Annotated in this window: 26 protein-coding genes and 3 tRNA genes; 4 read left to right on the forward strand and 25 right to left on the reverse strand. The window is 38.2% G+C overall.

Going from position 1 to position 26,985, the window contains the following annotated elements; all coding sequences use genetic code 11:
• Positions 1–578 precede the first annotated feature (578 nt).
• The 18 genes from CD31_RS02755 to CD31_RS02840 all read right to left on the reverse strand — a co-directional run bounded on the left by CD31_RS02755 (position 579) and on the right by CD31_RS02840 (position 20,399).
• Positions 579–860 carry a hypothetical protein gene (locus CD31_RS02755; protein WP_036075669.1) on the reverse strand — a complete coding sequence of 94 codons (282 nt, stop codon included), beginning with the start codon at positions 858–860 and terminating at the stop codon, positions 579–581.
• A 207-nt stretch (positions 861–1,067) separates the two neighbouring features.
• On the reverse strand, positions 1,068–2,570 hold the full coding sequence (gene lysS, locus CD31_RS02760; RefSeq protein WP_176408532.1) for a lysine--tRNA ligase: 1,503 nt from the start codon (positions 2,568–2,570) through the stop codon (positions 1,068–1,070).
• Between the two features lie 179 nt (positions 2,571–2,749).
• On the reverse strand, positions 2,750–3,790 hold the full coding sequence (dusB, locus tag CD31_RS02765) for a tRNA dihydrouridine synthase DusB (RefSeq protein WP_036075670.1): 1,041 nt from the start codon (positions 3,788–3,790) through the stop codon (positions 2,750–2,752).
• 88 nt (positions 3,791–3,878) lie between these two features.
• Positions 3,879–4,391, reverse strand: coding sequence for a 2-amino-4-hydroxy-6-hydroxymethyldihydropteridine diphosphokinase (gene folK, locus CD31_RS02770; RefSeq protein WP_036075671.1), 513 nt, complete (start codon positions 4,389–4,391; stop codon positions 3,879–3,881).
• Positions 4,391–4,756: a dihydroneopterin aldolase gene (gene folB / locus CD31_RS02775; RefSeq protein WP_016993605.1), complete on the reverse strand. Its 366-nt coding sequence runs from the start codon at positions 4,754–4,756 to the stop codon at positions 4,391–4,393. Before folB ends, folK begins: the two co-directional genes overlap by 1 nt.
• Positions 4,756–5,610 (reverse strand): dihydropteroate synthase, encoded by an 855-nt coding sequence (gene folP / locus CD31_RS02780; RefSeq protein ID WP_036075672.1) that lies wholly within the window; start codon positions 5,608–5,610, stop codon positions 4,756–4,758. Before folP ends, folB begins: the two co-directional genes overlap by 1 nt.
• 13 nt (positions 5,611–5,623) lie before the next feature.
• Positions 5,624–6,463: an aminodeoxychorismate lyase gene (pabC, locus tag CD31_RS02785; protein WP_036075674.1), complete on the reverse strand. Its 840-nt coding sequence runs from the start codon at positions 6,461–6,463 to the stop codon at positions 5,624–5,626.
• Complete coding sequence (pabA, locus tag CD31_RS02790; protein ID WP_036075675.1) at positions 6,464–7,045, reverse strand: aminodeoxychorismate/anthranilate synthase component II; 582 nt, start codon at positions 7,043–7,045, stop codon at positions 6,464–6,466.
• Positions 7,042–8,472 carry an aminodeoxychorismate synthase, component I gene (gene pabB, locus CD31_RS02795; protein WP_081977447.1) on the reverse strand — a complete coding sequence of 477 codons (1,431 nt, stop codon included), beginning with the start codon at positions 8,470–8,472 and terminating at the stop codon, positions 7,042–7,044. The genes pabA and pabB overlap by 4 nt, the downstream gene beginning before the upstream one ends.
• Before the next feature lie 127 nt (positions 8,473–8,599).
• Positions 8,600–9,529 (reverse strand): cysteine synthase A, encoded by a 930-nt coding sequence (gene cysK / locus CD31_RS02800; RefSeq protein ID WP_036075678.1) that lies wholly within the window; start codon positions 9,527–9,529, stop codon positions 8,600–8,602.
• Between the two features lie 249 nt (positions 9,530–9,778).
• Positions 9,779–10,750 carry a peptidyl-prolyl cis-trans isomerase gene (locus CD31_RS02805; protein ID WP_036075679.1) on the reverse strand — a complete coding sequence of 324 codons (972 nt, stop codon included), beginning with the start codon at positions 10,748–10,750 and terminating at the stop codon, positions 9,779–9,781.
• Positions 10,734–11,615, reverse strand: coding sequence for an Hsp33 family molecular chaperone HslO (gene hslO, locus CD31_RS02810; RefSeq protein ID WP_009373570.1), 882 nt, complete (start codon positions 11,613–11,615; stop codon positions 10,734–10,736). Before hslO ends, CD31_RS02805 begins: the two co-directional genes overlap by 17 nt.
• Before the next feature lie 21 nt (positions 11,616–11,636).
• A complete protein-coding gene (locus CD31_RS02815) occupies positions 11,637–12,404 on the reverse strand; it encodes a type III pantothenate kinase (RefSeq protein ID WP_004229137.1) in 768 nt (255 codons plus the stop codon).
• 247 nt (positions 12,405–12,651) lie between these two features.
• Positions 12,652–13,485 carry an aldo/keto reductase gene (locus tag CD31_RS02820; RefSeq protein ID WP_016993597.1) on the reverse strand — a complete coding sequence of 278 codons (834 nt, stop codon included), beginning with the start codon at positions 13,483–13,485 and terminating at the stop codon, positions 12,652–12,654.
• 164 nt (positions 13,486–13,649) lie between these two features.
• The gene (gene ftsH, locus CD31_RS02825) at positions 13,650–15,677 is read right to left on the reverse strand and encodes an ATP-dependent zinc metalloprotease FtsH (protein WP_036075680.1); all 2,028 of its coding nucleotides are present in this window, start codon (positions 15,675–15,677) and stop codon (positions 13,650–13,652) included.
• A 282-nt stretch (positions 15,678–15,959) separates the two neighbouring features.
• Positions 15,960–16,502, reverse strand: coding sequence for a hypoxanthine phosphoribosyltransferase (gene hpt / locus CD31_RS02830; protein ID WP_004229145.1), 543 nt, complete (start codon positions 16,500–16,502; stop codon positions 15,960–15,962).
• Between the two features lie 67 nt (positions 16,503–16,569).
• On the reverse strand, positions 16,570–17,976 hold the full coding sequence (gene tilS, locus CD31_RS02835) for a tRNA lysidine(34) synthetase TilS (RefSeq protein WP_036075681.1): 1,407 nt from the start codon (positions 17,974–17,976) through the stop codon (positions 16,570–16,572).
• Between the two features lie 29 nt (positions 17,977–18,005).
• Complete coding sequence (locus CD31_RS02840; protein ID WP_036075682.1) at positions 18,006–20,399, reverse strand: SpoIIE family protein phosphatase; 2,394 nt, start codon at positions 20,397–20,399, stop codon at positions 18,006–18,008.
• A 417-nt stretch (positions 20,400–20,816) separates the two neighbouring features.
• Here CD31_RS02840 and CD31_RS02845 point away from each other — a divergent pair.
• The 4 genes from CD31_RS02845 to CD31_RS02860 all read left to right on the forward strand — a co-directional run bounded on the left by CD31_RS02845 (position 20,817) and on the right by CD31_RS02860 (position 21,486).
• Positions 20,817–20,891: transfer RNA gene (locus CD31_RS02845), tRNA-Gly, on the forward strand.
• 11 nt (positions 20,892–20,902) lie between these two features.
• Positions 20,903–20,979 (forward strand) — tRNA-Met (locus CD31_RS02850).
• Between the two features lie 4 nt (positions 20,980–20,983).
• A tRNA-Glu gene (locus CD31_RS02855) sits at positions 20,984–21,055 on the forward strand.
• Positions 21,056–21,234: 179 nt separating this feature from the next.
• A complete protein-coding gene (locus tag CD31_RS02860) occupies positions 21,235–21,486 on the forward strand; it encodes a hypothetical protein (RefSeq protein ID WP_036075683.1) in 252 nt (83 codons plus the stop codon).
• An 86-nt stretch (positions 21,487–21,572) separates the two neighbouring features.
• Here CD31_RS02860 and CD31_RS02865 read toward each other — a convergent pair whose 3' ends face one another.
• The 7 genes from CD31_RS02865 to CD31_RS02895 all read right to left on the reverse strand — a co-directional run bounded on the left by CD31_RS02865 (position 21,573) and on the right by CD31_RS02895 (position 26,880).
• Entirely contained in the window at positions 21,573–22,001 is a 429-nt protein-coding gene (locus CD31_RS02865) for a S1 domain-containing RNA-binding protein (RefSeq protein WP_004229154.1), read from the reverse strand.
• 134 nt (positions 22,002–22,135) lie between these two features.
• Positions 22,136–22,540, reverse strand: a complete 405-nt coding sequence (locus CD31_RS02870) for an FtsB family cell division protein (protein ID WP_016993778.1) — start codon at positions 22,538–22,540, stop codon at positions 22,136–22,138.
• A gap of 17 nt (positions 22,541–22,557) precedes the next feature.
• Positions 22,558–23,049, reverse strand: a complete 492-nt coding sequence (gene yabQ, locus CD31_RS02875) for a spore cortex biosynthesis protein YabQ (RefSeq protein WP_036075686.1) — start codon at positions 23,047–23,049, stop codon at positions 22,558–22,560.
• Positions 23,046–23,345 carry a sporulation protein YabP gene (gene yabP, locus CD31_RS02880; RefSeq protein WP_004229167.1) on the reverse strand — a complete coding sequence of 100 codons (300 nt, stop codon included), beginning with the start codon at positions 23,343–23,345 and terminating at the stop codon, positions 23,046–23,048. The genes yabQ and yabP overlap by 4 nt, the downstream gene beginning before the upstream one ends.
• Positions 23,346–23,492: 147 nt before the next feature.
• Positions 23,493–23,783 (reverse strand): RNA-binding S4 domain-containing protein, encoded by a 291-nt coding sequence (locus CD31_RS02885; RefSeq protein WP_004229169.1) that lies wholly within the window; start codon positions 23,781–23,783, stop codon positions 23,493–23,495.
• Positions 23,784–23,787: 4 nt separating this feature from the next.
• Positions 23,788–25,248: a bifunctional methyltransferase/pyrophosphohydrolase YabN gene (gene yabN, locus CD31_RS02890; protein ID WP_036075687.1), complete on the reverse strand. Its 1,461-nt coding sequence runs from the start codon at positions 25,246–25,248 to the stop codon at positions 23,788–23,790.
• Between the two features lie 9 nt (positions 25,249–25,257).
• On the reverse strand, positions 25,258–26,880 hold the full coding sequence (locus CD31_RS02895) for a putative polysaccharide biosynthesis protein (RefSeq protein ID WP_036075689.1): 1,623 nt from the start codon (positions 26,878–26,880) through the stop codon (positions 25,258–25,260).
• Positions 26,881–26,985 lie beyond the last annotated feature (105 nt).

Consider the following 26,985-nt stretch of genomic DNA (forward strand, 5'->3'; position numbering starts at 1 on the left):
AAAACTTTATTGATTACGTTTTGCTTGTTCAGTTTTCAAGGTTCATTTAGCAACCATCTCTCGACAGCAACTTTTATATTATAACACTTTTTCATTTTGTTGTCAACACTTTTTTAAAATGTTTTTCCGAATCAACGGAGACAACTTTTAAAGTATATTATAATCAATCATCCATGTCAACATCTTATTTCAAATTGCTTTTGAAGTTCAAATGTTGTTAATTGCGTTGTCTTAACGACAAGTAATAATTTATCACGTTATAAAGGCCTTCGCAAGTGTTTTTTACACAAAATCTAATTTAATTTAATAAACTTGCTTTAATAAGCTATTTTGCGCAATTACGAGAATTGTAAATCATAGTATCTTTCCTTATTTATTATTTGTTTTACTATACATCTCTTTCTATTAATTCTCAATATCTTAAATTAAAATACTACTTACTTTTCAAGTTAAATATAGCTCATAAAACTTTAAAATTACTTCCTTAATAAAAACTGCAAATCTAATTATGTTGTTAATGAAAATAAGCAGGCGCTAAAGTAGAAGTACTTTAGCGCCTGCTTATTCCTAACATGTCCCTATTTTATGTCATTACCTTGAGGGTCAACTATATTTAAGCACCACAAGAAGTTATCCCATGCAGAATACCAGCCACTAAAGATTTCAGAAGAATCGTCCCAACGAACATCAAATTTCTTATGGCCATCTATTTCCACTAAATATAAAGTAAGTGTCTCGTCTTTTTTAGCAACGACTAATTTCATACCATGCTCGAGCTCTTCCTCCGTAAATGGAACATCAGAAACAGAACGTAATTGTGCCTGTTCAAATACTTGTTTGTTAATAATTTTGTAATTCATTATAAGCCCCCAATAAAATACTTCTTTTTTATACTTATTGTATTTAAAAAACATAGAACTATAAAAGTATAACCTAAATATAATCTACGTTTAAACAACTTAATTTTTTTCATTGAACAAAAAGAAGAGAACTCACTTATCCTGTGAATTCTCCTCTTAATCCATTAACTGTTCTTTAATAGCTCTATAAAGAGCCTACGCAGCAATTTATTTTGTAATATGACGCATAGTTGGGAATAATAATACATCACGAATTGATGGTGAATTTGTAAGTAACATGATTAAACGGTCAATACCAATACCTAAACCACCTGTTGGAGGCATACCATATTCTAATGCTTCAATGAAATCATTGTCCATTTCATGTGCCTCATCATTACCTGCTTCTTTTTCTGCTAATTGTGCTTCAAAGCGTTGGCGTTGGTCGATAGGGTCATTTAATTCTGTGAAGGCATTAGCGTGCTCACGACGAACGATAAATAACTCAAAGCGATCTGTAAAACGCTCGTCCTCTGGATTTTTCTTCGCAAGAGGTGAGATCTCTACCGGGTGACCATATACAAATGTAGGCTGTACAAGCGTCTCTTCTACTTTTTGTTCGAAGAATTCATTGATAATATGGCCTACTTCATGAACATCCTTCACTTCTACTCCATGCTCTTTAGCAAGCGCTTGTGCTTGTTCTTTTGTCATTGGCTGCCAGAAGTCTACACCTGTTGCCTCTTTTACAGCGTCAACCATGTGAACTCGTTTCCAGCCTACTGCAAGGTTGATTTCATCTTCACCATATTGAACTGATGTTGTACCAAGAACTTCTTGGGCAACATGTGCAATAAGGTTTTCAGTTAGAGACATGATATCTTGATAATCAGCATATGCTTCATATAGTTCAATCATTGTAAATTCAGGGTTGTGGCGTGTAGAAATTCCTTCATTACGGAACACACGTCCGATCTCGTAAACTTTCTCTAAACCACCAACTATTAAACGTTTTAAATGCAATTCGATGGCAATTCGCATATATAATTCCATATCAAGGGCATTGTGATGCGTAATAAACGGACGAGCAGCTGCGCCACCAGCAATCGTGTGAAGCATTGGTGTTTCTACTTCTAAGTATCCAGCATTATCTAAATAATTTCGGATTGCACGAATAATTTTTGAACGCGTGATAAATGTTTTTTTACTATCTTCGTTTGTCATTAAATCTAGATAACGTTGGCGATAACGTTGCTCAACATCCTGTAAGCCGTGGAATTTCTCTGGCATAGGACGTAGCGCTTTTGTAAGGAATGTGAATTCCTCAGCCTTTACAGAAAGTTCTCCCACTTGTGTACGGAACACGTTACCACGCACACCTACGATATCTCCTAAATCAGCTTGTTTAAATAATTCATACGCTTCTTCGCCTACATGATCTTGACGAACATAAATTTGAATTTGACCATTTAAATCTTGAATATGTGCAAAGCCAGCTTTTCCTTTACCACGTTTCGTCATAATACGTCCCGCAATAATTACCTCTTGAAGGTTTTCCTCAAGCTGCTCTTTTGTTTGATCTGCAAATTGCTCACGTACTTCTGTTGATAAATGTGTACGCTCAAAACGGCTTCCGAATGGATCTTGTCCGTTTTCTTGTATCGTTGTCATCTTTTGGCGTCTCACCAATAGTTGATCATTTAATTCTTCTATATTTGACACTTGTTTCACTCCTTAAGTAAATTGTCCGCGTTTACGTCCATAATATTTCTATTGTACACAATTTTAGTGCTGTAATCATCTGTTTCAATTTATTTTCAAGCCAATACAAAATAATTAATAATTCTAAAAATTAAAGGTACTGCTGAAAAGGCGCCTCTATTAAATTATAGAGACGCCCATAATAAAAACTATATTATTAATTCTTTGGCTTCCGGTACAATCAATTTTGATTCGCTCTCTTCATATTCCTGTACAAGACCATTTAATAATGCACGAAGTTCTGCCGCAGTTTCTGTTTGGTTAATAGCATTCCGTGCCTTACCATTGCCTCGGATTCCTTTTAAATACCATGATGCATGCTTACGCATTTCCCGTACTGCTATTCCTTCTCCTTTTAATTGAAGAAGTCGTTCAAAGTGTAGTAAACATACGTCCATTTTTTCACGTACACTTGGCTCTTCTTTTAATTCACCTGTTGCTAGGTATTGAACGGTACGATAAATCATCCATGGATTACCTAAAGCTGCACGTCCAATCATTACTGCATCTACACCTGTAGTTTCCAGCATACGTTTAGCGTCTTGTGGTGTTTCCACATCCCCATTACCAAGTACAGGAATGTTGACATTTTCCTTCACTTGGCGAATGTAATCCCAGTTCGCTTTACCTTCATACATTTGTACACGTGTACGACCATGAACTGCTACTGCAGCTGCACCTGCACGCTCAACAGCTTGAGCGTTTTCAATTGCAAAGATATGTTCTTCATCCCAACCAATACGCATTTTTACGCTAACAGGCTTTTTAACAGCATCTACAACAGCTGCTACCATCTCATATACTTTATTGGGATCTAGTAATAAGCGTGCTCCCGCTTCACATTTTATGATTTTATTGACAGGACATCCCATGTTGATATCAATAATGTCAGCAGTTGTATTTTCATCCACATATTTTGCTGCTTCTACTAAGGTTGCTTTATCTCCACCAAAAATTTGCAGTGACAGGGGATTTTCACGTTCATCGATATAAAGCATACCTAATGTTTTTTCATTTTTTTGGACAATGCCCTTATCACTAATCATTTCAGCGTATACGAGACCTGCCCCAAACTCCTTAACCGTTAATCGGAAAGCAGAGTTGCAAATCCCAGCCATTGGCGCTAATACTACCCGATTGTCCATGACAATATCGCCAATTTGAAATGGCTTTTCTGTTGACTGACCCAACGTTTTTCTTCCTCCTCTATAGGCTTTACCTATTTTTCTCTATCTATCGTTAATGCTATACGCTGATAATTCGTTCTTACACAATTACTTAATTCACAATTGAAGGCTCATTAAATGGTTGCCAGAAGATTACGCCTTCCTTTTCACAATCCATTTGCTGTAACAGATCATGTGCTTGTTGTAGCTGTTCATCAAGTGGTGAAGGTGTAATCTCTGCAAGCGGCGCTAGGACGAATGCTCGCTCGTACATTCTTGGATGAGGAACAATTAAGCTCTCCGTTTCAATATTCTCTTGATTGTAAAGTAAAATGTCAAGATCAATAACTCTTGGGCCCCAACGGAATTCTCTTACACGCCCTAATTCCTGTTCGATTGCTTGGCAAATCTTCAACATCTCAACAGACGATATAGCTGTTTTTAGATGAACAGCTATATTTAAAAAATCTGCCTGATCCGTATAACCTACAGCAGCCGTTTCATAAACAGATGAAATACGAATAAGCTCAATTTCCTTCTTTTCCTTTAAAAGGGCTACTGCATGCTGAAGATTCTCATATCTCTCTCCCATATTTGTTCCGATAGATAAGTAGACATCCTTCATTAGAAATCACCCCTCGTAACCTCAACAGAGACTTCTTTATAATAGCCATGAATGGGTGGGTCTGGCTTAATGAGCTCTACACGCACTCCCTTTACTTTTTCAGGATAGGTTGCTAAAATTGCATTTGCTATTTTCACAACAAGAGCCTCAATAAGCTTAAGCGGTTCGCCCTCTACAATATCACGGCATAACGCATACACCTCTGCATAATTAACGGTATAAGAAAGATCATCCGTTTCGCCAGCTTTTGTCATGTCTACAGCAAGCGAAACATTTGCTCGAAAGCGTTGGCCTAGAGTAGTTTCTGCTGCTAATACACCATGATAACCATAAAACTGCATGTCCTTTAAATGAATATAATCCATTATGCTTCCTCCTTGAACAAACGTTTGCCCACTAATACATCCGCCATATACGTTGCCCTCGCCATTTCCTTTACATCGTGAACTCTTATCATATGACAGCCCTTTTCAATTCCATAAACCACTGTTGCACTTGTCCCTTCAAGACGCTCCTCAACAGGTAGCTTTAAGACATTACCAATCATTGATTTACGAGATGTTGCTAACAATACAGGATAGCCCATAGCCACTAAATCTGATAAGTGTTGCATCATCGAAATATTTTGCGCAGTGTTTTTAGCAAAGCCGATACCTGGATCTAAGATGATATGATGATCGGGAACTCCCGCTTGCTGTGCTATAGTAATACTTTCTTCTAAATCTGCCTTCGCAGTCGGCCAAAAATCAACACCATAATCCATATTTTTGCGATTATGCATTAAAATGATCGGAACATGTAAGTGTGCAGCAACCTGAGCTATTTCTGGTTCAGCCTTCGCTCCCCAAATATCATTGATGATATGTGCGCCCGCTTCAATTGCGGCACGGGCTACCCTTGCTTTATACGTATCAACGGAAATAATGACCTTTACTTCCTTTGCTAACGCTTGAATAACAGGCACGATACGTGCAATTTCATCTTCATCTGAAATTCGTTCATACCCAGGGCGCGTAGATTCTCCACCTACATCAATAATTTTTGCTCCTTCAGCCACCATTTTTTTCGCTTGAGTAACAGCAGCCTCCACATTGTTATACTTTCCTCCATCTGAGAAGGAGTCAGGTGTAACATTTAGAATCCCCATAATAAATGTTTCTTGTGTATAGTCTAGTGTAATCCCATTAATCGTTAATGGTTTCGTATATTTTTCTAGCATGTAAACGCTCCTTCTATCCTTGCTCGACTTCTTGAACATATGCCTTATGCAAAATCGAATAAATAGGTCCTTTATTGCCTAAAAATCGCTGGTCTTCCAAGCTCCGAATAGGCACAATCTCTTGTACTGAATTGGTAATGAAGCATTCCGTACTTTGTAGTAAATCCTCTTTTGTATAAAAACCTTCTCGTACGTCAAGATTTAGTGCACTAGCCTTGTCTAAAACCCATGCACGAATAATCCCCGGTAAAATGCCTGTCTCCAAAGAAGGCGTATATAGTATATCATTTTTTATCCAAAATACATTTGATGTCACACCTTCAGCCACATAGCCTTTTTCTGTTAAAAAGAAACCTTCTTGTTGAGCCAGTGAAGGCATTTCAAAGCGACCAAGTACGTTATTGCCGTAATGATGCGATTTAACGCGTAAGGCTTGTTCAGGTGTATTGCGTGGTATGGTAAGCCATTTTGCAGTCTTTTCAGTTCCACGCGGTGTGTCTTGGAGTTCCTTGCGAAAAATAATGACATTAGGTTGTTTATATTCTGTTGGCTGTAATCCAATATTATGCTCTCCCGCAGATACATTTAAACGGAAGTAACCATCCTGACCGCCCGCCAGTTGATTTAGTTGTTGAACAACCTCAAGTAAAACACTCTGAGAATAGTTTAAATGAATGTGATATTGTGACAAAGCATGCTGTAATCTTTCCATATGTGCTTCCCAGTAAAATACCTGACCTCCATATGTTCGGAACGTTTCAAAGAATCCTAATCCATATAAAAATCCATGATCAAATGGAGAAATCCGTAAATCCTGCGCCGCCATATAGTTCCCGTTCATCCAGCACTGCATCTATTTCACTCCTTCTACATACGTCTCAATAAATTGGCGAAGAAGTTGTTTACCTTGCTCCGTCATAATGGATTCTGGATGATATTGTACACCCTCAATAGGATATTCCTTATGACGAAGACCCATAATTTCTCCCTCTTCCGTCCAAGCTGTTACTTCTAGACACGCTGGTAAGGTTTCCTTCTCTACAATAAGAGAATGATAGCGGGTTGCTTGAAACGGATTTGGCATACCTTTATGCAAGCCTATTTCAGCATGCAGTACAGGTGATGTCTTACCGTGCATTAAACGTTCGGCACGGATGACTTGACCGCCAAACACCTGTGCAAGTGCCTGATGACCAAGGCAAACTCCTAAAATCGGAATATTTCCCGCGAAATATTTAATAATGTTCAGGCTTTCACCCGCCTCATTTGGACTACATGGCCCTGGAGAAATAACAATCATATCGGGTGCGAGTTGTTCTATTTCCTCTACTGTAATAACATCATTACGTTTTACTACTATATCCTGACCAAACTCACCCAAATATTGGACAATGTTATAAATAAATGAATCATAATTATCGATCATTAAAATCATTTTACTCGCTCCTCTGCCATTGCCTTCGCCTGCCACATTGCCTTCGCTTTATTTAAAGATTCCTGATACTCTCTTTCTGGAACAGAGTCAATGACGATACCTGCTCCAGCCTGAATATGTGCAACTCCATTTTTTATAAATGCTGTACGGATCACAATATTGAGCTCCATATCACCCGTAAAGCCAAGCCAGCCAATTGAACCTGTATATAAACCACGTCGTACAGGCTCTAGTTCTTCAATGATTTCCATAGTGCGAATCTTTGGCGCTCCTGTAATTGTCCCACCTGGGAACATCGCACGAATAACATCTGCATTCGTTTTACCTTCTGCTATTTCTCCACGCACATTTGAAACGATATGCATAACATGTGAATAGCGCTCAATGACCATGAACTCATCCACTTCCACTGTTCCATAGGTTGAGACACGTCCTAAATCATTGCGCTCTAAATCTACTAGCATCACATGCTCAGCACGCTCTTTGTCATTATCTATTAATTCTTGAGCCAACGCTAAATCCTCCACTTCGGACTTTCCTCTTGGTCTAGTGCCTGCGATTGGTCTGGTTGACAACTCATTGCCTTGACGCTTGACTAGTAACTCTGGTGATCCAGAAACAACAGAAAAATCAGGTGCTTCAATATACGCCATATAAGGTGACGGATTAAACGCTCGAAGTGCCTCATAAACATCAAGTGCAGTAGCATTTAGTTTCTTAGACTGCCGAACAGATAAATTCACTTGAAAGACATCGCCTTGAGCGATATACATTTGAATTTTTTTAACCGCTGCCTCGAAATCAGCTCCTGCAAATGAAACAAGCAACTCATTCTCATCATTCATAACTTCTACAGCAGATGTTTTCTCAAATTTGCGCGAGACTAATCCAGCCTGTGCTGCAACCTGCCAGTTGTTAGCCCATTCTTCCAAGCTGACCTCACTATCTTCTAGCTTCATAAGTGTCACTATATTCGTTTTTACATCATGTACTGCCCAACAATCAAAAATATAATAAAAAATATCTGGTACATGTAGGTCATCCGTTGCCGTATTAGGAAGCACCTCAATTTTACGGGCATAATCATACGACACAAATCCAATAGCCCCTCCCTGAAAAACCGGAAGCTCTGCATTATATATAACCTGATATTCCGCCACAAGCTCTTCTAGTAAGTTAAGTGCCTCTCCTTGTAAAACCTCTTGTCTACCATTTCTCCATTTTACTAAAAGCCCACCCTCTACTGAACGTGCGGTAGCTAATGGATTCCACGCAGCTATTGAAAAATGTCCACCACGTCCACTTTCTAAAAATACATGTGCTTGCTGAGTCTCTGACTGTTCTTTATAACTATAAAAAAATGAATCTGCATCCATCGTTAATGTTTTCGTAAATATTGTTTTCAAGTTATTTTCCCCTTTAAACATATGATGTGATTCCATCTTAACTTGATTATTACATAGAAGCGAATATTTTTATAATTATCATAGTATCCATGTTTTCACACTAAAAAAGGGCCCCTTTCTAAAGGAGCCCTTACATAAAAAAATTGAATTAGTCTTCAAATTGATATAAAGGTGTTGATAGGTAACGCTCACCATTAGAAGGCACAATAGCAAGGACATTCGAACCCTTACCTAAACGTTTTGCCGCTTCAATTGCAGCATAGATTGCAGCACCAGATGAAATACCACATAGAATTCCTTCTTCACGCGCTACTTTACGTGCTACTTCAAAAGCAACCTCATTTTCAACAGGGAATACTGAAGAATAGACTTCCGTATCTAAAACTGCTGGTACAAATCCAGCGCCAATTCCTTGAATTTTATGTGGTCCTGGTTGCCCACCAGAAAGAACTGGTGAATCTTTTGGTTCTACAGCAATGATTTCAATGTTTGGATACTTTTCTTTTAAGACAGCACCCGCACCAGTAATTGTACCACCTGTACCTACACCAGCAACAAAAGCATCAAGTGTTAGGCCATCAAATGCTTCTACAATTTCTGGTCCTGTTGTTAGACGGTGAATTACCGCGTTCGCAGGATTTGTAAATTGTTGTGGTAGGAAGTAGCCATGTTCTGCAGACAGTTCTTCTGCTTTAGCAATTGCACCCTTCATACCTGCTGGACCAGGCGTTAATACAAGCTCTGCACCATATGCTCGCAATAAATTACGTCGCTCTAAGCTCATTGTTTCTGGCATAACTAAAATGGCTTTATAACCTTTAGCAGCTGCAATCATTGCAAGACCAATACCTGTATTACCAGATGTCGGCTCAATAATCGTACCACCAGGTTTTAATGTCCCGTCTTTTTCTGCAGCTTCGATCATCGCTAAAGCTAAACGGTCTTTCACCGAGCTTCCTGGATTAAAATACTCTAATTTTACATACACAGTTCCTTCATTTTCACTTGTTGCATGATTTAATTTTACAATTGGTGTTTTACCAACTAATTCAGCTACCGAGTTTGCTAATCTACTCATTTACTAATCCACTCCCAATCCCTACTATTTTTATAGGTTTTACTTATTTCGTATTTTATCAATTTTTCCATTCGATTGTCAATAAATATAACTTATATTTTCAGAATATTTATCATGGCTTTGAAAAGGAAAAACCTGATTCTTTGCTAAAGAAAAAGAATCTGCATTTATTGGGTAATTCACTACGAATGCCTGTAAGTTTGATCAGACTCATTTTACCCCGCAAAACCTGCAGACTCTTTTCATGTATTATTTTTCTTTTTTAGACTCTCCATAATACCAAGTAGCATTAAATTCAGACCAAAATGCTTCTGGCGTAACAGATTGCGGTAATTGCTCTAAAGCTAATTCTCGCTCAATATGTTCTTTCACATCGTCATATGTAAAGGATTGTCCTTCTAATACCTCTTGTACTTGAACAATGCCATAATGACCATTATCTAACTTAAAGGCTTTGCTTACCTCATTTGCCTTAAGTGATTTTACAGTATTAATAATTGCAGGGTCTACATTTTCCTGATTTTCTGTAAGGAAACCAATATCCCCTCCTAAACTTGCTGAAGCACTATCAACAGAAATTTCTCGTGCCAGCACTGTAAAGTCAGAGCCATTTTTCAATTCACCCAGTGCCTCATCAGCAGCTTTTTTTGAATCGACCTCAATAAAATTCGTACGATAGCTTGTTTTTGTATTATATAAGCCTTGATTTTCTTCATAATACTTTTCAACGTTTTCTTCCTCTATCACTACGTCTTTCGTGAGTACCTTATCCAATATAAGCTGTGATCGTATTTTTTGGCGTAGTTGCTCTGCCGAAAGATTTTGCATGGCTGTATCAAACTTATCTTGAGCAGATCGCATTAACGCTAATTCAAGATCAATTTCTTTATCAGTAACTTTAATTTTATATGTTTTTGCGGCCTTTTCCATTACCGTTTCATTTACTAAATTTTGGAGTGTTTCTTTACCATATCGTTCTTCCATAGCAATCATCCACTCTTGGCGTGTGATAACATCCCCGTCAATGGCAGCGACTTGTTCGTCGCTACCAATTTCCTGACCTTTGTTCGGGATCAACCAACTAATGAACCATAATATATTTCCTAATAACAAAACGGCTATGACAGCTAAAGCAGGCTTTGTCTTTAAACGACGTTGCAATAAAGGAGTTTGGTTTGGTGTTACATTGGTTGAAGGTCGCCGATTACGCGTTGAGCTCATCGATAAACCCTTCTAGCTCATCTTTAGAAAAGCTGTATGTCTCTAAGCAGAAGTGACATTGTGCCTCTGCACCGCCGTCCTCATCAATCATTTCTCTAATTTCCGCTGTTCCTAGACCTAAAATTGCCGCACCAAACCGCTCTTTTGAACATTGACATTTAAATTCAACTGGCATGGAATCTAAAATTTGTAGATGTCCATTCCCTAATACAGCTTCTAAAATTTGCTCTGGTGTAAAGCCTTTTTCAATCATTTTTGAAACAGGCTCTATTGTAGCAAGGTGTTGCTCAATTTCAGTTATCGTTTCTTCCTCACAGCCTGGCATTAATTGAAGTATAAATCCGCCTGCTGCAAGAATAGTGTTGTCTGGATTAACTAACACGCCTAAACCTACAGATGACGGTACTTGCTCAGATGTAGCAAAATAATAAGTAAAATCTTCAGCAATTTCGCCAGAAACAATTGGTGTTTGTCCTGAAAACATGTCTCTTAAACCAAGGTCTTTAACGATTGTAAGAGCACCTTCTGTTCCAACACCTGCTCGAACATCAAGCTTTCCTTGCTCATTTAAATCAAAGTGTACATGAGGGTTTGTCACAAATCCACGCACTTCTCCATGTGCATTACTATCAATTACCATTGGGCCAATTGGACCGTTGCCCTCAATTTTAATAGTGATTTTCTCTTCACCTTTTAACATGGCTCCCATCATAACAGCCGCTGTCATTGAACGACCCAAAGCTGCTGATACGACTGGCCATGTATCGTGACGGCGTTGCACTTCTCCTACTGTGGCTGTTGTACGTGCTGCAAACACACGAACTTGTCCATTAAATCCTAAACCTCTTACTAAATAATCACTCATAAATGGAATGTCCCTCATTTCCTATTGGTTACGTTTATAGAGCTTATATAAACCCTTTAACGTTAAAAATGGATCTACAACATCTATAATTTGTGTCTCCCCTGCGATTAGATTTGCTAATCCACCTGTAGCAATAACTAATGGCTCCTCTTTACTTTGTGCTTTTATACGATTAACAATGCCCTCAACTTGCCCGACAAAGCCATAAAAAATTCCCGCCTGCATGGCAGAAACGGTCGTTTTCCCCACGATATGTGTAGGTCGAACGATTTCAATACGCGGCAATCTTGCAGCCTGTGTATAAAGAGCCTCTGTAGAAATAGTGATGCCTGGCGCAATAGCTCCCCCCATGTAATCACCCTTTTCGTTCAAATAACAATAGGTTGTTGCTGTCCCAAAATCAACTATGATACAAGGGGCCTTATATAAATCTAGAGCTGCTATGGCATTCACTATGCGATCAGACCCAACCTCACGTGGATTTTCGTATTTAATATTTAAACCCGTTTTTACACCTGGTCCTACTACCAAAGGCTTTTTTCGAAAATACTTCTGGCACATCGCCTCTAGGGAAAACATAATTGGTGGCACAACTGAGGATATAATAATGCCTGTTATTTGTTCAAATGAAATGCCTGCATGATTAAAAAAGGAAAGAACTTGCATGGCATATTCATCTTCTGTTTTATGAAGATCCGTCACCATACGCCAATGGAAGGCTAATTGATCGTTGTCATCATAGACACCTAATACAATATTTGAATTCCCTGCATCTAAAACTAAAATCAAAAATGACACCTCCCATATCGTCATTGTAACTTTCGCAATCCCCATATTACAACATTCTCTCTAACTGGAATGAGGATAAAACACTTTAGAAAATGATACCATACTTTTTATCTTGATTCAGCAGATGTTGTTTGTACTGTAGGGGGCATGCTAGGTACAGCACCGTCTACTACAAATGGAGATCAAAACTATATTGTTTCATCCTTCCATAAAAAGAGGCACCTAAATATGGCCGCCTCTCTTAAGATCATTTGAAATTAAATTTTTCTGGATCTGGACCACAACGCAGTCCATCGTTCATTGCATCCAACTGTGTCATTTCCTGCTCAGTTAACGCAAAGTCAAAAACAGCTAGGTTTTCAGTCATACGTGCAGGTGTCATCGTTTTTGGAATCGTGACAACATCATGTTGTACATCATAGCGTAATACAATCTGTGCAGGCGTTTTGCCGTATTTAGCGGCTAGCTCTTGAATCAAAGTTTCTTCCAGTAGAGAACCATTCATCAACGGAGACCATGCCTCCACCTGTATGCCCTTATCCTTACAGTAAGCACGTACTTCCTCCTGTGTTAAGTGCGGATGGAATTCAATTTGATTAATAACAGGGACGACAGTCGTTTCCTTCAAAAGGCTTTCTAAATGGTGTACGTGGAAATTACTAACCCCAATTGAACGTACTCGACCATCTTGGTAAATCTTTTCTAGCGCTTTATAAACCTCAAGATAATTTTGGTCTATTCCAGGCCAATGTACTAAATATAAATCCAAATAGTCTAATCCTATTTTTTCTAAACTGCTGTCATATGCCGCAAGTGTTTCTTCATAGGAAAGTCCATCGTTCCAAACTTTTGATGTGATAAATAATTCTTCACGAGTTACTATGCCTTCTTCAATGGCTGCTCGTATCCCTCGTCCAACACTTTCCTCGTTGCGATATACTTGTGCTGTATCAATACTACGATAACCTTTTGCTATAGCTGTTTTAACTGCTTCAGCTAGGTCATCTCCTTCGGGTACTCGAAAAACACCATAACCAACCAACGGCATTTTAAGTCCATTATTCAATACAACATTTCCCATGCGTATACACTCCCATCTGTTTTAGCTAACAAATACCACATCACTCTATCCTAAATGTAGATCGTTGCAGCTTGTCTTTTTTACTACTTTATCCTAATGCTTATTAGCAAGAAAAGGCAAAGAAAAAGACTGCTTACTGAACTAGTAAACAGTCTTCCCTATTTTTAATCACGTTTTTCATCGATACCCTTAGGTGCATCATTTGGTTCTTTACGTTCTTTTGCTAGATCCAAAGTTGTTGGATTTGGCTCTTTACTTAATAGCTCTTTTTCAACAACAGGTTCACCAATAGTATCTAATGTGGGCTTTGATTCAATTTTTGGAGTGTTCTCCTCAATTTTTTCTACAGCCTCTGGTTCTGGTAATACACCATGATCACGTAAATGCTCAATTTCCTGTGCATTTAATGTTTCTTTTTCCATTAGTGTATTGGCAATTAAATCAAGCAGGTGACGCTTTTCCGTAAGGATACGCTTAGTACGCTCATATTGTGTATCAATAATTTTTTGCATTTCTTTATCAATTTCATAGGCGATTGAATCAGAATAGTTCTGGTCAGAATTAAAGTCGCGGCCAAGGAATACATTACCACCTTGACTTGAACCAAATTGCATTGCGCCAAGATTCTCACTCATTCCGTATTCAGTAACCATAGCACGGGCAATGCTTGTTACCTTTTGGAAATCGTTATGCGCTCCAGTAGAAACTTCACCAAGAACAATTTCTTCAGCTACACGACCACCAAGAAGACCTGCAATACGATCTAAAAGCTCTTGCTTTGTAGTAAAGAAGCGCTCTTCCTTCGGTAACATAATCGCATATCCACCAGCTTGCCCACGAGGAACAATTGTTACTTTGTGTACTGTATCAGCCTCATCTAGTTCAAGACCAACGACTACGTGGCCAGCTTCATGGAAGGATACTAGTTTCTTCTCTTTGGCAGAATATACACGACTGGCTTTTGCAGGACCAGCGATTACTCGGTCTGATGCTTCATCGATATCTGCCATATTAATAGTGCGTTTACTTTTTCGAGCCGCTACAAGCGCTGCCTCGTTTAGTAAGTTTTCTAAATCCGCACCTGAGAAACCTGGTGTACGTTGAGCAACAGCTGCTAAATCAACTGTATCTGCTAAAGGCTTATTGCGTGCATGTACTTTAAGAATTGCCTCACGACCTTTTACATCAGGGTGCCCTACTGTAATTTGACGGTCAAAACGGCCTGGACGTAATAACGCTTTATCTAAAATATCTGGGCGGTTTGTTGCGGCAATGATAATAATCCCTTCATTGGCACCGAAACCATCCATTTCAACTAATAACTGGTTTAATGTTTGTTCACGCTCATCATGGCCTCCACCGAGACCAGCACCACGTTGACGACCTACTGCATCAATCTCATCGATAAAGATGATACATGGAGCATTTTTCTTAGCATTTTCAAATAGATCTCGAACACGTGAAGCACCTACACCGACAAACATTTCTACGAAGTCAGAACCTGAGATAGAGAAGAATGGGACGCCTGCTTCACCTGCTACTGCTCGTGCAAGTAATGTTTTACCTGTACCTGGAGGACCTACAAGTAAGATACCCTTTGGAATACGGGCACCAATTTCAGTGAATTTGCGGTGGTCTTTTAAGAATTCTACCACTTCGACAAGTTCTGCTTTCTCTTCATCAGCACCTGCTACATCTGTAAAACGTACTTTTTTCTTTTGATCATCATATAGTTTAGCTTTACTTTTACCAAAGCTCATCACTTTATTACCGCCACCTTGAGATTGACTCATTAGGAAGAAGAATAAGAAAATGATGATAATGAAAGGAATAATTCCTGTGAAGAATTGAATCCATCCACTTGTTTCTGGTGCTGCTAAAAAACTAATATTACTATTTTTATCCTTAGCAGCCTCATCGATGCGGTCCATTAAAGATTGGTTTTCACGAGGGATGTTTAAAGTAAAACTTTCCCCTTTTTCATACCCCTTCAGTGTTCCTTCAACGACGTAAACTGATTTATCAGGTTGAATTGTAGCACTTGTTATTTCTTTCTTATCTAGAGCTTCTTGAAACTCATGATAAGTTAATTCTTTCGTTGGTGAATTTCCACCATTGAAAGTACCAAAAATACCGATAATCACTAGGAAAATCAGTAGATAGAATATGGTATATCGAAATATTCGATTCATCTCCAGCCTCCTCATTACAAACAGAAAAATTATAAGTAAAATCTTAACATATCATGATTTCATCATACAACGAAAAGCCCTACTTAAAAAATGTTTCGTTCACTTATTGCCGTTATCACAACAGTTTTTAGGCCATCTTTATATGTCCCAGCGTAATTGTACCTGTTCCTCGGGCTCGATATAGCTAAACATTGTGTCAAGATTTTGAATTATGTTCAACATAACAAAAAATACGTGACTTGCGCTGGAGACCTTTACTTTTTATAGCTGGTCTTTTGTATCTTAGAAAGAATATACCTCAGGCTTCAAAATACCGATATAAGGTAAGTTACGATATTTTTCAGCGTAATCTAAGCCATATCCTACAACAAAGCCATCTGGCACTTCAAAACCAACATAGTCAGCAGATAGATTTACTTTTCGGCCTGATGGTTTATCAAGTAATGTAACAATTTTAATGGACTTTGCTTTGCGGTATTTAAATAAATCTACTAGATAGCTTAAAGTTAAACCACTATCAATAATGTCCTCGATAATTAATACGTCACGCCCCTCAACGCTTGTATTCAAATCCTTTAAAATCTTTACTTCACCAGACGACACGGTAGCATTTCCATAGCTAGACACATCCATAAAATCAAGTTCGATGAAAGAATCGAAGCGTTTCATTAGGTCTGTCATAAATGGCATTGCCCCTTTAAGTACGCCAACAGCTAATGGAAATGCATCTTTGTATTCCTCTGTTAATTGCGCGCCTAAGTCTGCAATTCTTTCTTGCAGTTGTTCTTCTGTAATCATAATTTTTTCGATGTCGTTTTGTAACATATCGATTCCTCCTCGTGATGTATCAAAAAATCTTCACCCTATTTCGGTGAAATATTTTACAAAGACCTTAGTCTACGATGAGCACTGTATCATCGTTTGGTTGCGGAGTGGTTGAAAAAAATATTCCCATACGCACACCAATTACCGCTACCACCTCATCAGATTGAGAAATCAGTAACGGCCAGCTATTTCGCTCATTTAAAGGAATCTTTTCATCTATAAAAAGGCGAGATAAGCGTTTTGGCTGATCCATTCCTTTTAACAGCATTCTATCTCCATCCTTGCGTGCCCGAACATAGAGCGGTAGGTGGAGTTTGCTAGCGTTAAAATAAAAAAGTTGTGCAGTATCCGTCAGCAATTCAGACGATAAATCATGCAAATTGACTACGCGTAAGCGCTCACCATTTGTCAGTGTTGTCCAGCCATTAGCAGTCAAAATAACCTGTTTCTCAGGAGAAGCTGGGCACTCTAACGGCTCATTTTTCTGAATCGTTAATTTTCCATAACGGCGAACTGCTAGAAAATCCTCAGGTAAGTGAATTTCAGCATACCCTGCTGTTGTATCACAAAGCTTTAAAATTGAAGTCAATAAGGCATAACTTTGTATCGTATTTGAATCTTTGTAAAGATAGTTTAATAGTATTAAAATGAGCCTCCTTTGTAAAGCAAGTGGTACCAATTGAAAAGCCTCAATTTCCATGCTATATGTATTTTCATTATTTCTTATGATGATTTGGGAAAATACATCTTGGGCCAATGTCATTAAAAAGGTATCGTCTTCTTGCAATTGCTTTGTGAAATGGGTCACCTGTTCAGTCACTCGCGGATTCTCTGCCTCCAATAAGGGGACCACATGATGTCTGAAACGATTACGTACATAGGTATCTTTAGAATTGCTAGCATCTTCTCGATAATTTAAACCTTTTCTAAGTAAATATTCCCTTATTTCAGACTTTGTAACCGTTAAAAACGGACGAATTAATGTTTTTCCTTCAAAAAGTCTTTGAGGACGTATGCCCTGCATGCTATTCATTGTTGCATTTTTTGTAAGGGCCATTAATACTGATTCCAGTTGGTCATCCGCATGATGTGCAGTTACAAGCTTATTAGCATTTGTTTTTTGCAAAATTTCTTTGAAATATTGATACCTTTCCCTACGACAAATTAACTGTGTATTACCATTTTCCTGTGCCATTATTGCAGGTATTGAAATTTCCGTGGCATGTAGATAAATACCATTAGCGTCACAATATTTTTGAACAAAGGCTCTATCCTCAGCAGAGGCTTCCCCCCTCAACATATGATCAACATGTACGGCTTCCACCTGAATGTTCCACTGCTCCTGGGTTTGAATAAAGTAATGAAGTAAAGCCATAGAGTCTACCCCACCCGAAACGGCGACGAGAAGATGGTCGCCTTGCTGTAATAATTGCTCTTCTTCAATAAATGTTTTGACCTTTAATTCAAATGACAAACGCTTCTCCTCCCCTTTTCGTTGTTATTTTAAGATGATTTACTCATTGAATATTGAGCTGGTCTAAAGACAGCCCATGTCGGAACAACATGCGTTACCTCTAACATTAATACTGTACAATCATCTTCTATTTCAAAATAACCTTGGAATGATTGCATAATGGTTGTTAGCTTTTCTTGAATTGTTTTATTTGTACTAGCTACCTGCTGTGCGAAAGCTAAAAATGTCTCCTCTTGTTCATCCCAATCAGCTACACTTGAGAACAGCCCATCTGAATGCATTAAAATAACGTCACCTGCCTTCAGTTTTCTTTTTTCAGCTTCGACTGCTGAAATAGATAAGAATCCTACAGGTGCAGCATTACTTTCAACTTTCAGTACCTCTTTTCCACGCAAAATGTAGGTAGACATTCCACCAGCCTTCCACGACCACAAATCGCCGTGCTGTAAATCGACAAGTGCAAAATCAAGTGTTGCATACATATCATCTTGCTGCTTTAATGCCATGACATAATGGAGCGTATGCATCGCAGTTTCAGGATTCATATTGTAATTTAGGCACTCTCTCATCAAATGGATCAATTTTCTACTTTCATGTTGTGCTTCTTTACTTTGCCCCATACCATCAGACAGCAATATTGCAAATAATCCAGGATGCAACTGGAAAAGAGCATGGGAATCACCAGAATATAGAGTTGCATCTTTAGACATGCTATATATATCATACTCTACTTCAAAGCTAATAGCTGATCTAAAGCATATTTGAACATGACGAAACGGTATTTCACAAGCTACTACTTTTTCAATTTCAAAAGGTTCATCAAAAATCTCATAAAGAATTGGCAGAATCATACGTTCAGCTAATGTTGTATCTTCCTCCCAGTTGACACGTGCTGGTGCTAAGGCACAAACAATCTTTCTTGCCCCAGGCTTATTGCTTAGAACATCAAGTTGAAAACATTCGATATTAGCCTCCTTTAAACGTTCAACAATGTCCTTTTCAACACTTACAAAAGAAATTGTATCCTCCTTCATCTCAGCAATTAACTGATTTAAATGATTGCTCATATCGCGAAGTTGAAGGGCAATCATTTTTTTGCCATGGAAATATTGTCCATTAATACGTTCTCTATAAAGTTCTGTATCTAATTCCTCAAAAATTTTCGTGGACTTCACGCATTTATAGCGTATTTGTTCTTCAACACGATGAATAGCTGATTCCTTGCCTACTCCTTTCATATGAAACCAATCTGTCATCAGCTTGTCCATACCATTATTTTGCGCACCCCAGCAATGATCGTAACGGAAACAGCTTAAACAAGTATTCATTGGAGCTACTTCCTTTGCGGCTTCAACAGGTGCTGTCATAAAGCGATCAAACACAAGTTCCTTCATGAATTGTACAAAATGCTGAAAGTGCTCTAATTTATACGTTACATGTTCCGTTAACCAATTCTGTCGGGCTAGTAAAATCTCCTCTCGTTGTGGAAAGAGCTTGTCCCTTACCTTATCTGAATATTTCTTTGGAATTGTTAGAAATAGAACACTCCCAATAACAATTGAGGTGAAATAAACACTATCTAAAGGCAAAGTGGCGTCATAAAATAAAAAAAATACACTAGGTAAAATACTACCGAGAGCAACACCAAACCTACCACCTTTCGCTCCCATACCTGCACATAATCCTGTTAAGGTAGCTACCGAGAGCATGCCAGTAAACGAAAGCTTGGCCACACCAATAAGCGTCCCTAGCACTGCGCCAATGACAGTTGCTAACGGAACACTTCCAACCAATGCGCCAAAACAGATAAAGAGCTGCAGTAAAAAAATAGGGAGTGAAAAATAGCTTATTACAACCGTTTGCATTCCGGTAAGCATGGCTGCAAAGACGACTAATCCTGAACCAAGCTTTTCATATGTCCAATGCGTCGTAAACCATTCATACGAATTAACAAATAATACTTGCATAAACAATGTCATAATAAGAGCTAAAGCTGCTTCACAGCCCACATAAAATTGTACAAGCACTGGTGGTAAGCCCTGATACATCACTCCTTGCCACATTATTTGTACCAGTAACACAGCTAAAGACACCGCAATACTTTGGGGCAGTTGCCAATAACGGAAACGCATAATACATTCATACAGGAGAATTTGTAAAGCGAGAATTAAGACTTGTCCAAAGCCTAAGAAAAAGCACCCCGCTAAACTCCCAAATAAAACAAATTTGGCATACTCCCTATATTTTGTTCGAATAATGGCCCAAAAAGGAACTGAGAACGGTACAGCCGCTTCAAATACAACAGATTGAGCCAAGAAAAAGGCGGTTAAAAAAAAGAGAGAGCCTATTAGGATCTGCTTCTTTTTCAAACCTATTTTTTGGTCATCTACATCCGTTGTATTATACCATTCAATACTTGTCATTTAACTATCCCCTTTCCGCACTTTTGGTTATTATAAAAAATTATGTGTGGAAAGATTGTCTGACGTTGACATAAAAAAATATAAATATTTCGACTAATAGCTATTCATAAATACGAGAATTGGCAACAATTTCTATAGTGAAACGCTTTTGATCAATAAAAATATCAGAAAATTCAATTACGGAATCAATATCATAATCATTTACTATTCATCTTAAAGCCTAATTTGAAGGGATTTTACCTACTATCAATGCTTTAATTCAACTATTCTCTAGGATATATTTCTACGTAAGAACAAAAAATCCGCTAAAATACCCTTCTATGTAACTGTCCTGAAATATCTTTAAATATTTTTTACAAACCTACTTGACACTAGCACAATTGGCTTGTATTATTTAACTTGTTGCTTAAACGACATGCGGAAGTAGTTCAGTGGTAGAACACCACCTTGCCAAGGTGGGGGTCGCGAGTTCGAACCTCGTCTTCCGCTCCATTTATAAATATGGCGGCCTAGCTCAGCTGGCTAGAGCGTACGGTTCATACCCGTAAGGTCGGGGGTTCGATCCCCTCGGCCGCCACCAAATAGGCCCGTTGGTCAAGTGGTTAAGACACCGCCCTTTCACGGCGGTAACACGGGTTCGAATCCCGTACGGGTCATCTCAAACAGGTATCTCAGAATCTAGTTCTGAGATACCTGTTTTTATTTCATCCATCTATTTATACCATCTATCTATTACCTTGCAAATTCTATCCGTCAGCTTTAAGTAAAGCTATGTGACAGAATATAAAAGTATGGCATACTAGTAAAAACAACGTTTTTAGGAGGTTTTATTCCCTTGGGTGCATTAACAAAGGCTGCTTTAATTTGTGGAAGTGGCTCAATGATTATTCTTATTTCAATTCTCATAAACTTACCGTTTTTTGTTCAAATAATCCTATTACTTTGTGGACTAGCTGTAAGTGTATATGGTGTTTTTTCACTTGTCAAAATGGTTATCCATCCAGTGAAGAAAGAATCGATAGCTCCACCTGATGAAAAAATAGTAATACCCACAAAAAAGAAAAAGAGACCTTCTTCAACTTTATAGGTATATTAAAAAAGGGAGTAGCTTTTTAAAAAGCTACTCCCAACTCTATTTCATACACTTTTTCTACGATTAAAACAGTCAGCAAACTACCCTCTTCTAGCTCCGCGACCTCCGCGTTTTGATTCTGTAGCACGTTTAAGTGTTGCTAGACGTTCATCACTATCTTTTAAGAAGCGTGCCATTTTTTGCTCAAAATTTTCTTTTGGCTGATGGCGTTCGTTGCGATCATTAGAACGATTATCACGACGTGGACGTGCTGGACGCTCTGGTCTCTCAGCTTGAGGCTTTGCTTTACGGATTGAAAGACCAATCTTTCCGTCCGCTTCAACATTCATCACTTTTACTTCAACTTCATCTCCAACTTTTAGATGCTCATTGATATCTTTTACATAATTGTCAGCAACTTCACTAATGTGAACTAAGCCTGTTTTGCCATCTGGCAGCTCAACGAATGCTCCAAAATTTGTGATTCCTGTTACTTTACCTTGTACCTTGCTGCCTACTTCAATTGACATAAAAAAAATGCTCCTCCTTAAAAATTAAGCGACTCTTTTGAGCCATGTAATCAATTTAATCAAACTTTTTACTGCAATAAGCTTCTCTTTTCATTATATATAACAATAAAAGAGTGTCAACAATACATAGCTTTTCAGTCGTCTTTTTTATCTTCCTTATCTGGAATGATGAAAATAATCTCACCTTTTTCCGATAAGTAGTACTCTTTTCTTAATAGCTTTGCGATATATTCATCATCCTGTAATTGTTTGATTTTAAGATTTAATGTATCTTGTTCTTCTTTCAATTCAGTGAGATGCCGATTCGCTTCTTCTTTGGATTTCTCTTTTGCTGCTAATGTTTCATTCTGTTGTAGCAGCACATTTAAGAGAAGAGCAATAATAATGACTGGTACAATCGCAAAAAAGACAATACGACGCATCTTACGTTTTCGAGCCTGTTGTTTGCGATTTATAGCTCTATCCGTGTTACGGACATAGTCATTATCAAGCTTAGTGAAATTTTGTGATTCATCATTTGATGAATGACGTCTCGTCATGTCCGCACCTCCGAAAATTATTGTTGCTTTTTATTATACTTCAAATATCGTAATTTTTTAAAAAAAGTGTAGGACAAATACGAATAAATTTTGACAAAAGGTCTTATAACAAACATAACAATATTTATTAATAATTGCAAAATTTGTCGAATAACTGTAATTATGAAGCGTACAATGAACCAAAAGGGTCTCCATGTTATATTCACCAAAATTCTAGCAATGAAACGTAAAAAGGTTTGAAAAAATGATTGATACAAAAAAATTCCGGCTATCTGCGCTAGCGGGTCGTAAGCCCGCCAAGCGCCATCCTTTAGCCAAAATAATAAATAGTATGTCAAACCTCCAAGTAGAATCCATGTTAATAACTCAACAACCATCATCCACTTTCGAAGGCTTGACCTTTTTGGAGTTGAAAAAACAATGAGTCTTATACTATCAATAATGAAACCAACTGCTATACCGCTCAAAACCATGACAATTAATTGATAAAATTGTTCACTGACAATCATCCAAATAATTTATGAAGGAAACCTTTCGAGAAGCCACTTTCCTCCTCGTCGTACTGTAAGGTTTTTACAGTTCCTTCAAGTGTCAATAATCCTTTGTCAACATCTAAATGAACGATATGCAGTTCCTCTCCACGGATTAACAAGTGCCCTTGGGACGTCTTAATGAAAAACTCTTCCTGATCAAAGCGTTCAATTGATTTTACAGAAGTCATGTCCATTCTTTTACGATTACGAATCGTTAAAATATGCTCTCCAGATGGAATTGTGTAACGATTACTTTCTTGATGTAGCGTCATTTTTTTCCTCCTTTAGTCGTCCTAGCTTCTGTTCACTTTATGCGGACAACCTTCAAAGCATGACAACTTTATTTAAGTTGTGTAATACTTTCACCCACAGAAAGAAAGGCGGGACAACATTAGGAGGGCTAGAAATTAAATTTAGCTTTATTCCTCATCATCAATAAATTCAGGTTCAATTTTTTCAAGTCGTTCTTCTTTCAAAATGGTAAACATTTTTGCTGCATCTTCTTTTTTTACCGTATCACGTATTTCTTCTACACGTGCCGTTACTATTTTTTGACCAAAACGGATAGCAAGCTCATCACCAGCTTTCACTGTACTACTTGCTTTTGCAATCTTTTCGTTGATTGTGATTCGTCCTTGATCTGCCACTTCTTTGGCTAAAGTACGGCGTTTTATTAAACGGGATACTTTTAAAAACTTATCTAATCTCATACTCTTACTCCTTTTCTAGTTGCTTTGCTTCATTCCAAAATGCATCTAATTGTTCTAATGTAAAATCGGAAAATGGTTTTCCACTTGCCTTTACCTGTTGCTCAACATAGCCGAAACGTCTTGCAAATTTCTCATTTGCATGTAGCATTGCTTCTTCTGGTGATAATTTATAGAAACGTGCTAAGTTTACTAGTGTGAACAATACATCGCCAAATTCATCAAGACGGGATGCATTAGAGCCTTTCGTCGCCTCATGGCGAAATTCCTCCCATTCCTCGGTAAATTTATCCCATGCTCCCTCCACATCTGGCCAGTCAAAGCCCACTTGTGCTGCTCTTTTTTGATAATTGTAGGCTGTTTGTAACGCAGAAGACGCTCTATACTCTTCGTCTAATAACGGTTTATCGCTAGTTCCCTTTTCTTCAGCCTTGATGGCCTCCCAATTAGCCACAACACCATCTGCATCTTCTACTGCTACATCCCCAAAAACGTGTGGATGGCGACGAATCATTTTTTCACTAATTGAAGCTAACACATCTTCAAGTGTAAAGTAGCCTTGATCTTCTCCTATTTGTGCATGTAAAAATACTTGTAACAACACATCACCAAGTTCCTCAATCATGGCAAAATCATCTTCCGCATCAACCGCTGCCAAGTATTCATGTGCTTCTTCAAGTAAGTATTTCTTCAACGACTCATGTGTTTGCTTTTGATCCCAAGGACAGCCATTTGGGCCTCTCAGCGTTGCAATGATTTGGCGGAATGTTGTCCAATCTCTTAATGACTCCTCCTGTGATTTTACAGGTGGTACATAGACTGTTGTTAAATTATTTACTTCTACACTTTGATCGAGTTCATAGAGCGGCACTGTGACAATCTGTTCTTGTGAGGATCCTGCAGCTGTCACAACCGTCACAGGATACTCATCATCATACTTCTCCATCAACGTCAGCTTCACTTCTGATGCACTGAATGTATCGTATACTTGAGCAATCAAGATGTGCTGACGCATGTTAATGTCATGCATTGAAAAGCTCGTACCATCAAGTAATTGAAAGCCTTCAATTGGATCGATTTTTAAGGCACCAAAAATGGGATCTAAGAAACTCTGACCACCCTCAATGACTAGCTCAATTTTCCCTTCATTTGCTGCGGCAATAAGTAATTGCACTGTTTGCTCTGCAACTAATGGATGCCCTGGCACAGCATACATAACATCCTCAACAGCTGTAGCTTTCATCAGAGAATCAGCAATTTCTGCATAAACAGGTTGAAATGTATCGTGTTTTTCATACACATTGTCAAAACTTTCGAATGCCACGCCCTCTGCTGCTAATTCCTCTAAAACCGGATGATCCACTGTCCGTACATATAATTTTTTTGCAGCCTTTAACTTTTTATAAACACCCATTTGCAGCTGATTAAAGTCACCTGCACCTAAACCAATAATTGATAATGTATTCAATATTTACACCTACTTCTTTGAATTTAGCCAAAGTTGATAAACGGCCATTCTACGTCCAAACGGAAGTAAATACCATTCTTTTTCTACTAATACTCGTTTCTTTGCAATAATTGTTAGCATAACAAATGCCCCAATAGATACTGCTGTCAAACCTGCCACCATGGCTATCATACGTGAAGACATCAGATGGTTTAACACGGACGATACTAGCTGTAACCATACAAGCACGACGATTGTCATACTAAAAGATGCTATTCCTACTTTTTTATAAAAGGCACCTGAAGCTAATTGAATGCCAGTCAATGTTTTTAAATAAATAATGAGCAAGATTGCTGTTAATAATAATCCTATATCATTAGCGATGGCAGCTCCTAATACTCCCAACCAACCGATTAATCGTACATTCAATATCACTTTTAATAGAAAACCAAACATAAGAAATAAAGCTGGTTTTTTTAATTTTCCATAGCCTTGTAAGATCGCCGTAAATGTAAGAATAATCGACAACGGGACAATTTGAAATACATAGACAATCAATACCTCAGATAAGGAATTGGTTTTAAAAAGCATTTCATTTAAATAAGGCATAACTAGCATTAAGCCTAGTGCAGCAGACCAGCCGAACAGGACAGATGCTTTGTATGTTAATTGTATGAATGGCACGGCACTTCGCCCCTCTTGCTTTTTCGACAAATGGGCGACAAGTGGCACAATGGCCAGCGACAATGAAGATGCAATGACAACACCCAGTTGAACTAACGGCTGTCCTCGATCATAAATACCCTTCGTTTCCTTTGCTATTGTAGGCGTTAGGCCATTATCAATTAATGAAGAATAGATTGTAAATGAATCGACCAATTGATAGCCAAGTAGCAGTAGACCACTCATACTGACGCTCAAACTCAGCCATGTGACCTCTTTAATGATAGGTAAACTTGAATTACGCTGTAGTTGCTGTTTAACTTGCAGTAGACCAAATCGTTTATACGAGATATAAGCAAGTAATAACAAGGCTGTAATTTCTCCAATTACTGTACCGATAACAGCTATTCTTCCTGCACCATAAAGTGATTTCGTCGTTGTCATAATAAGAAAGGTACCTACTAATATGACAGTTACCCTCACTGCTTGTTCAAGTACTTGGGCATAAGCAATGGGCTCCATAATTGCTCTAGATTGAAAGCTACCTTTTAAAATAGCCAGCGCCGGCATAACCAATACTACTAGGGAGCCTGTACGAATAAGTGGTGCTAATTGAATATCTCCCATCAAATGGGCAATCTTTTCAGCACCTCCAAATAAAATGGCGAAAAACAGTAGTGATAATACCGTTAAATACCTGAAAACTACCTGTGTTATAGTTCGACGTCTTTCATCACGTTCTATTGTATCAACAATGCAATCATTGTCTGCAAGCATTTTAGAAATGGCTATAGCAAAGCCACTAGATGTCCAAACAACGAAGATAGAAATAACTGGATATACCTGTTGGTAGATATAAAAGCCTTCATCACCTACTAGATTTTGAAAAGGCACACGGTAAATGGCACTAAGAACTTTTACAATAAGGGCTGCTATCGTCAATAAGGCGGCACCCTTCATGTAGCTTTTCATACCAAAACGTTGCGACATAAATTGCCCTCTTTCCTTCTTAACAATGCCAATAGTATAGCATATCTCAAAAGTTTGACGTGCAAGGTGGCACTACTGTTCCTATAATGATTCATCTTTATGTAC

It is taken from the genome of Lysinibacillus boronitolerans JCM 21713 = 10a = NBRC 103108, assembly GCF_000772935.1.
GTDB classification, from domain to species: Bacteria; Bacillota; Bacilli; order Bacillales_A; family Planococcaceae; genus Lysinibacillus; species Lysinibacillus boronitolerans.

Bases quoted from the DNA above. Each gene is read 5' to 3' on its own strand.
- folP (WP_036075672.1), bottom strand. From the start codon at position 5,610: ATGCTAGAAAAATATACGAAACCATTAACGATTAATGGGATTACACTA.
- hslO (WP_009373570.1), bottom strand. From the start codon at position 11,615: ATGAGTGATTATTTAGTAAGAGGTTTAGGATTTAATGGACAAGTTCGT.
- CD31_RS02840 (WP_036075682.1), bottom strand. From the start codon at position 20,399: ATGACAAGTATTGAATGGTATAATACAACGGATGTAGATGACCAAAAA.
- CD31_RS02820 (WP_016993597.1), bottom strand. From the start codon at position 13,485: ATGGGAAATGTTGTATTGAATAATGGACTTAAAATGCCGTTGGTTGGT.
- ftsH (WP_036075680.1), bottom strand. From the start codon at position 15,677: ATGAATCGAATATTTCGATATACCATATTCTATCTACTGATTTTCCTA.
- pabB (WP_081977447.1), bottom strand. From the start codon at position 8,472: ATGTTTAAAGGGGAAAATAACTTGAAAACAATATTTACGAAAACATTA.
- CD31_RS02895 (WP_036075689.1), bottom strand. From the start codon at position 26,880: ATGTCGCAACGTTTTGGTATGAAAAGCTACATGAAGGGTGCCGCCTTA.
- folB (WP_016993605.1), bottom strand. From the start codon at position 4,756: ATGGATTATATTCATTTAAAGGACATGCAGTTTTATGGTTATCATGGT.
- CD31_RS02755 (WP_036075669.1), bottom strand. From the start codon at position 860: ATGAATTACAAAATTATTAACAAACAAGTATTTGAACAGGCACAATTA.
- pabC (WP_036075674.1), bottom strand. From the start codon at position 6,463: ATGCAGTGCTGGATGAACGGGAACTATATGGCGGCGCAGGATTTACGG.
- hpt (WP_004229145.1), bottom strand. From the start codon at position 16,502: ATGTTACAAAACGACATCGAAAAAATTATGATTACAGAAGAACAACTG.
- folK (WP_036075671.1), bottom strand. From the start codon at position 4,391: ATGAAGGATGTCTACTTATCTATCGGAACAAATATGGGAGAGAGATAT.
- pabA (WP_036075675.1), bottom strand. From the start codon at position 7,045: ATGATTTTAATGATCGATAATTATGATTCATTTATTTATAACATTGTC.
- yabP (WP_004229167.1), bottom strand. From the start codon at position 23,345: ATGACGCTACATCAAGAAAGTAATCGTTACACAATTCCATCTGGAGAG.
- cysK (WP_036075678.1), bottom strand. From the start codon at position 9,529: ATGAGTAGATTAGCAAACTCGGTAGCTGAATTAGTTGGTAAAACACCA.
- CD31_RS02865 (WP_004229154.1), bottom strand. From the start codon at position 22,001: ATGTCAATTGAAGTAGGCAGCAAGGTACAAGGTAAAGTAACAGGAATC.
- CD31_RS02885 (WP_004229169.1), bottom strand. From the start codon at position 23,783: ATGAGATTAGATAAGTTTTTAAAAGTATCCCGTTTAATAAAACGCCGT.
- yabQ (WP_036075686.1), bottom strand. From the start codon at position 23,049: ATGATTGTCAGTGAACAATTTTATCAATTAATTGTCATGGTTTTGAGC.
- CD31_RS02870 (WP_016993778.1), bottom strand. From the start codon at position 22,540: ATGACGAGACGTCATTCATCAAATGATGAATCACAAAATTTCACTAAG.
- CD31_RS02805 (WP_036075679.1), bottom strand. From the start codon at position 10,750: ATGAGCTCAACGCGTAATCGGCGACCTTCAACCAATGTAACACCAAAC.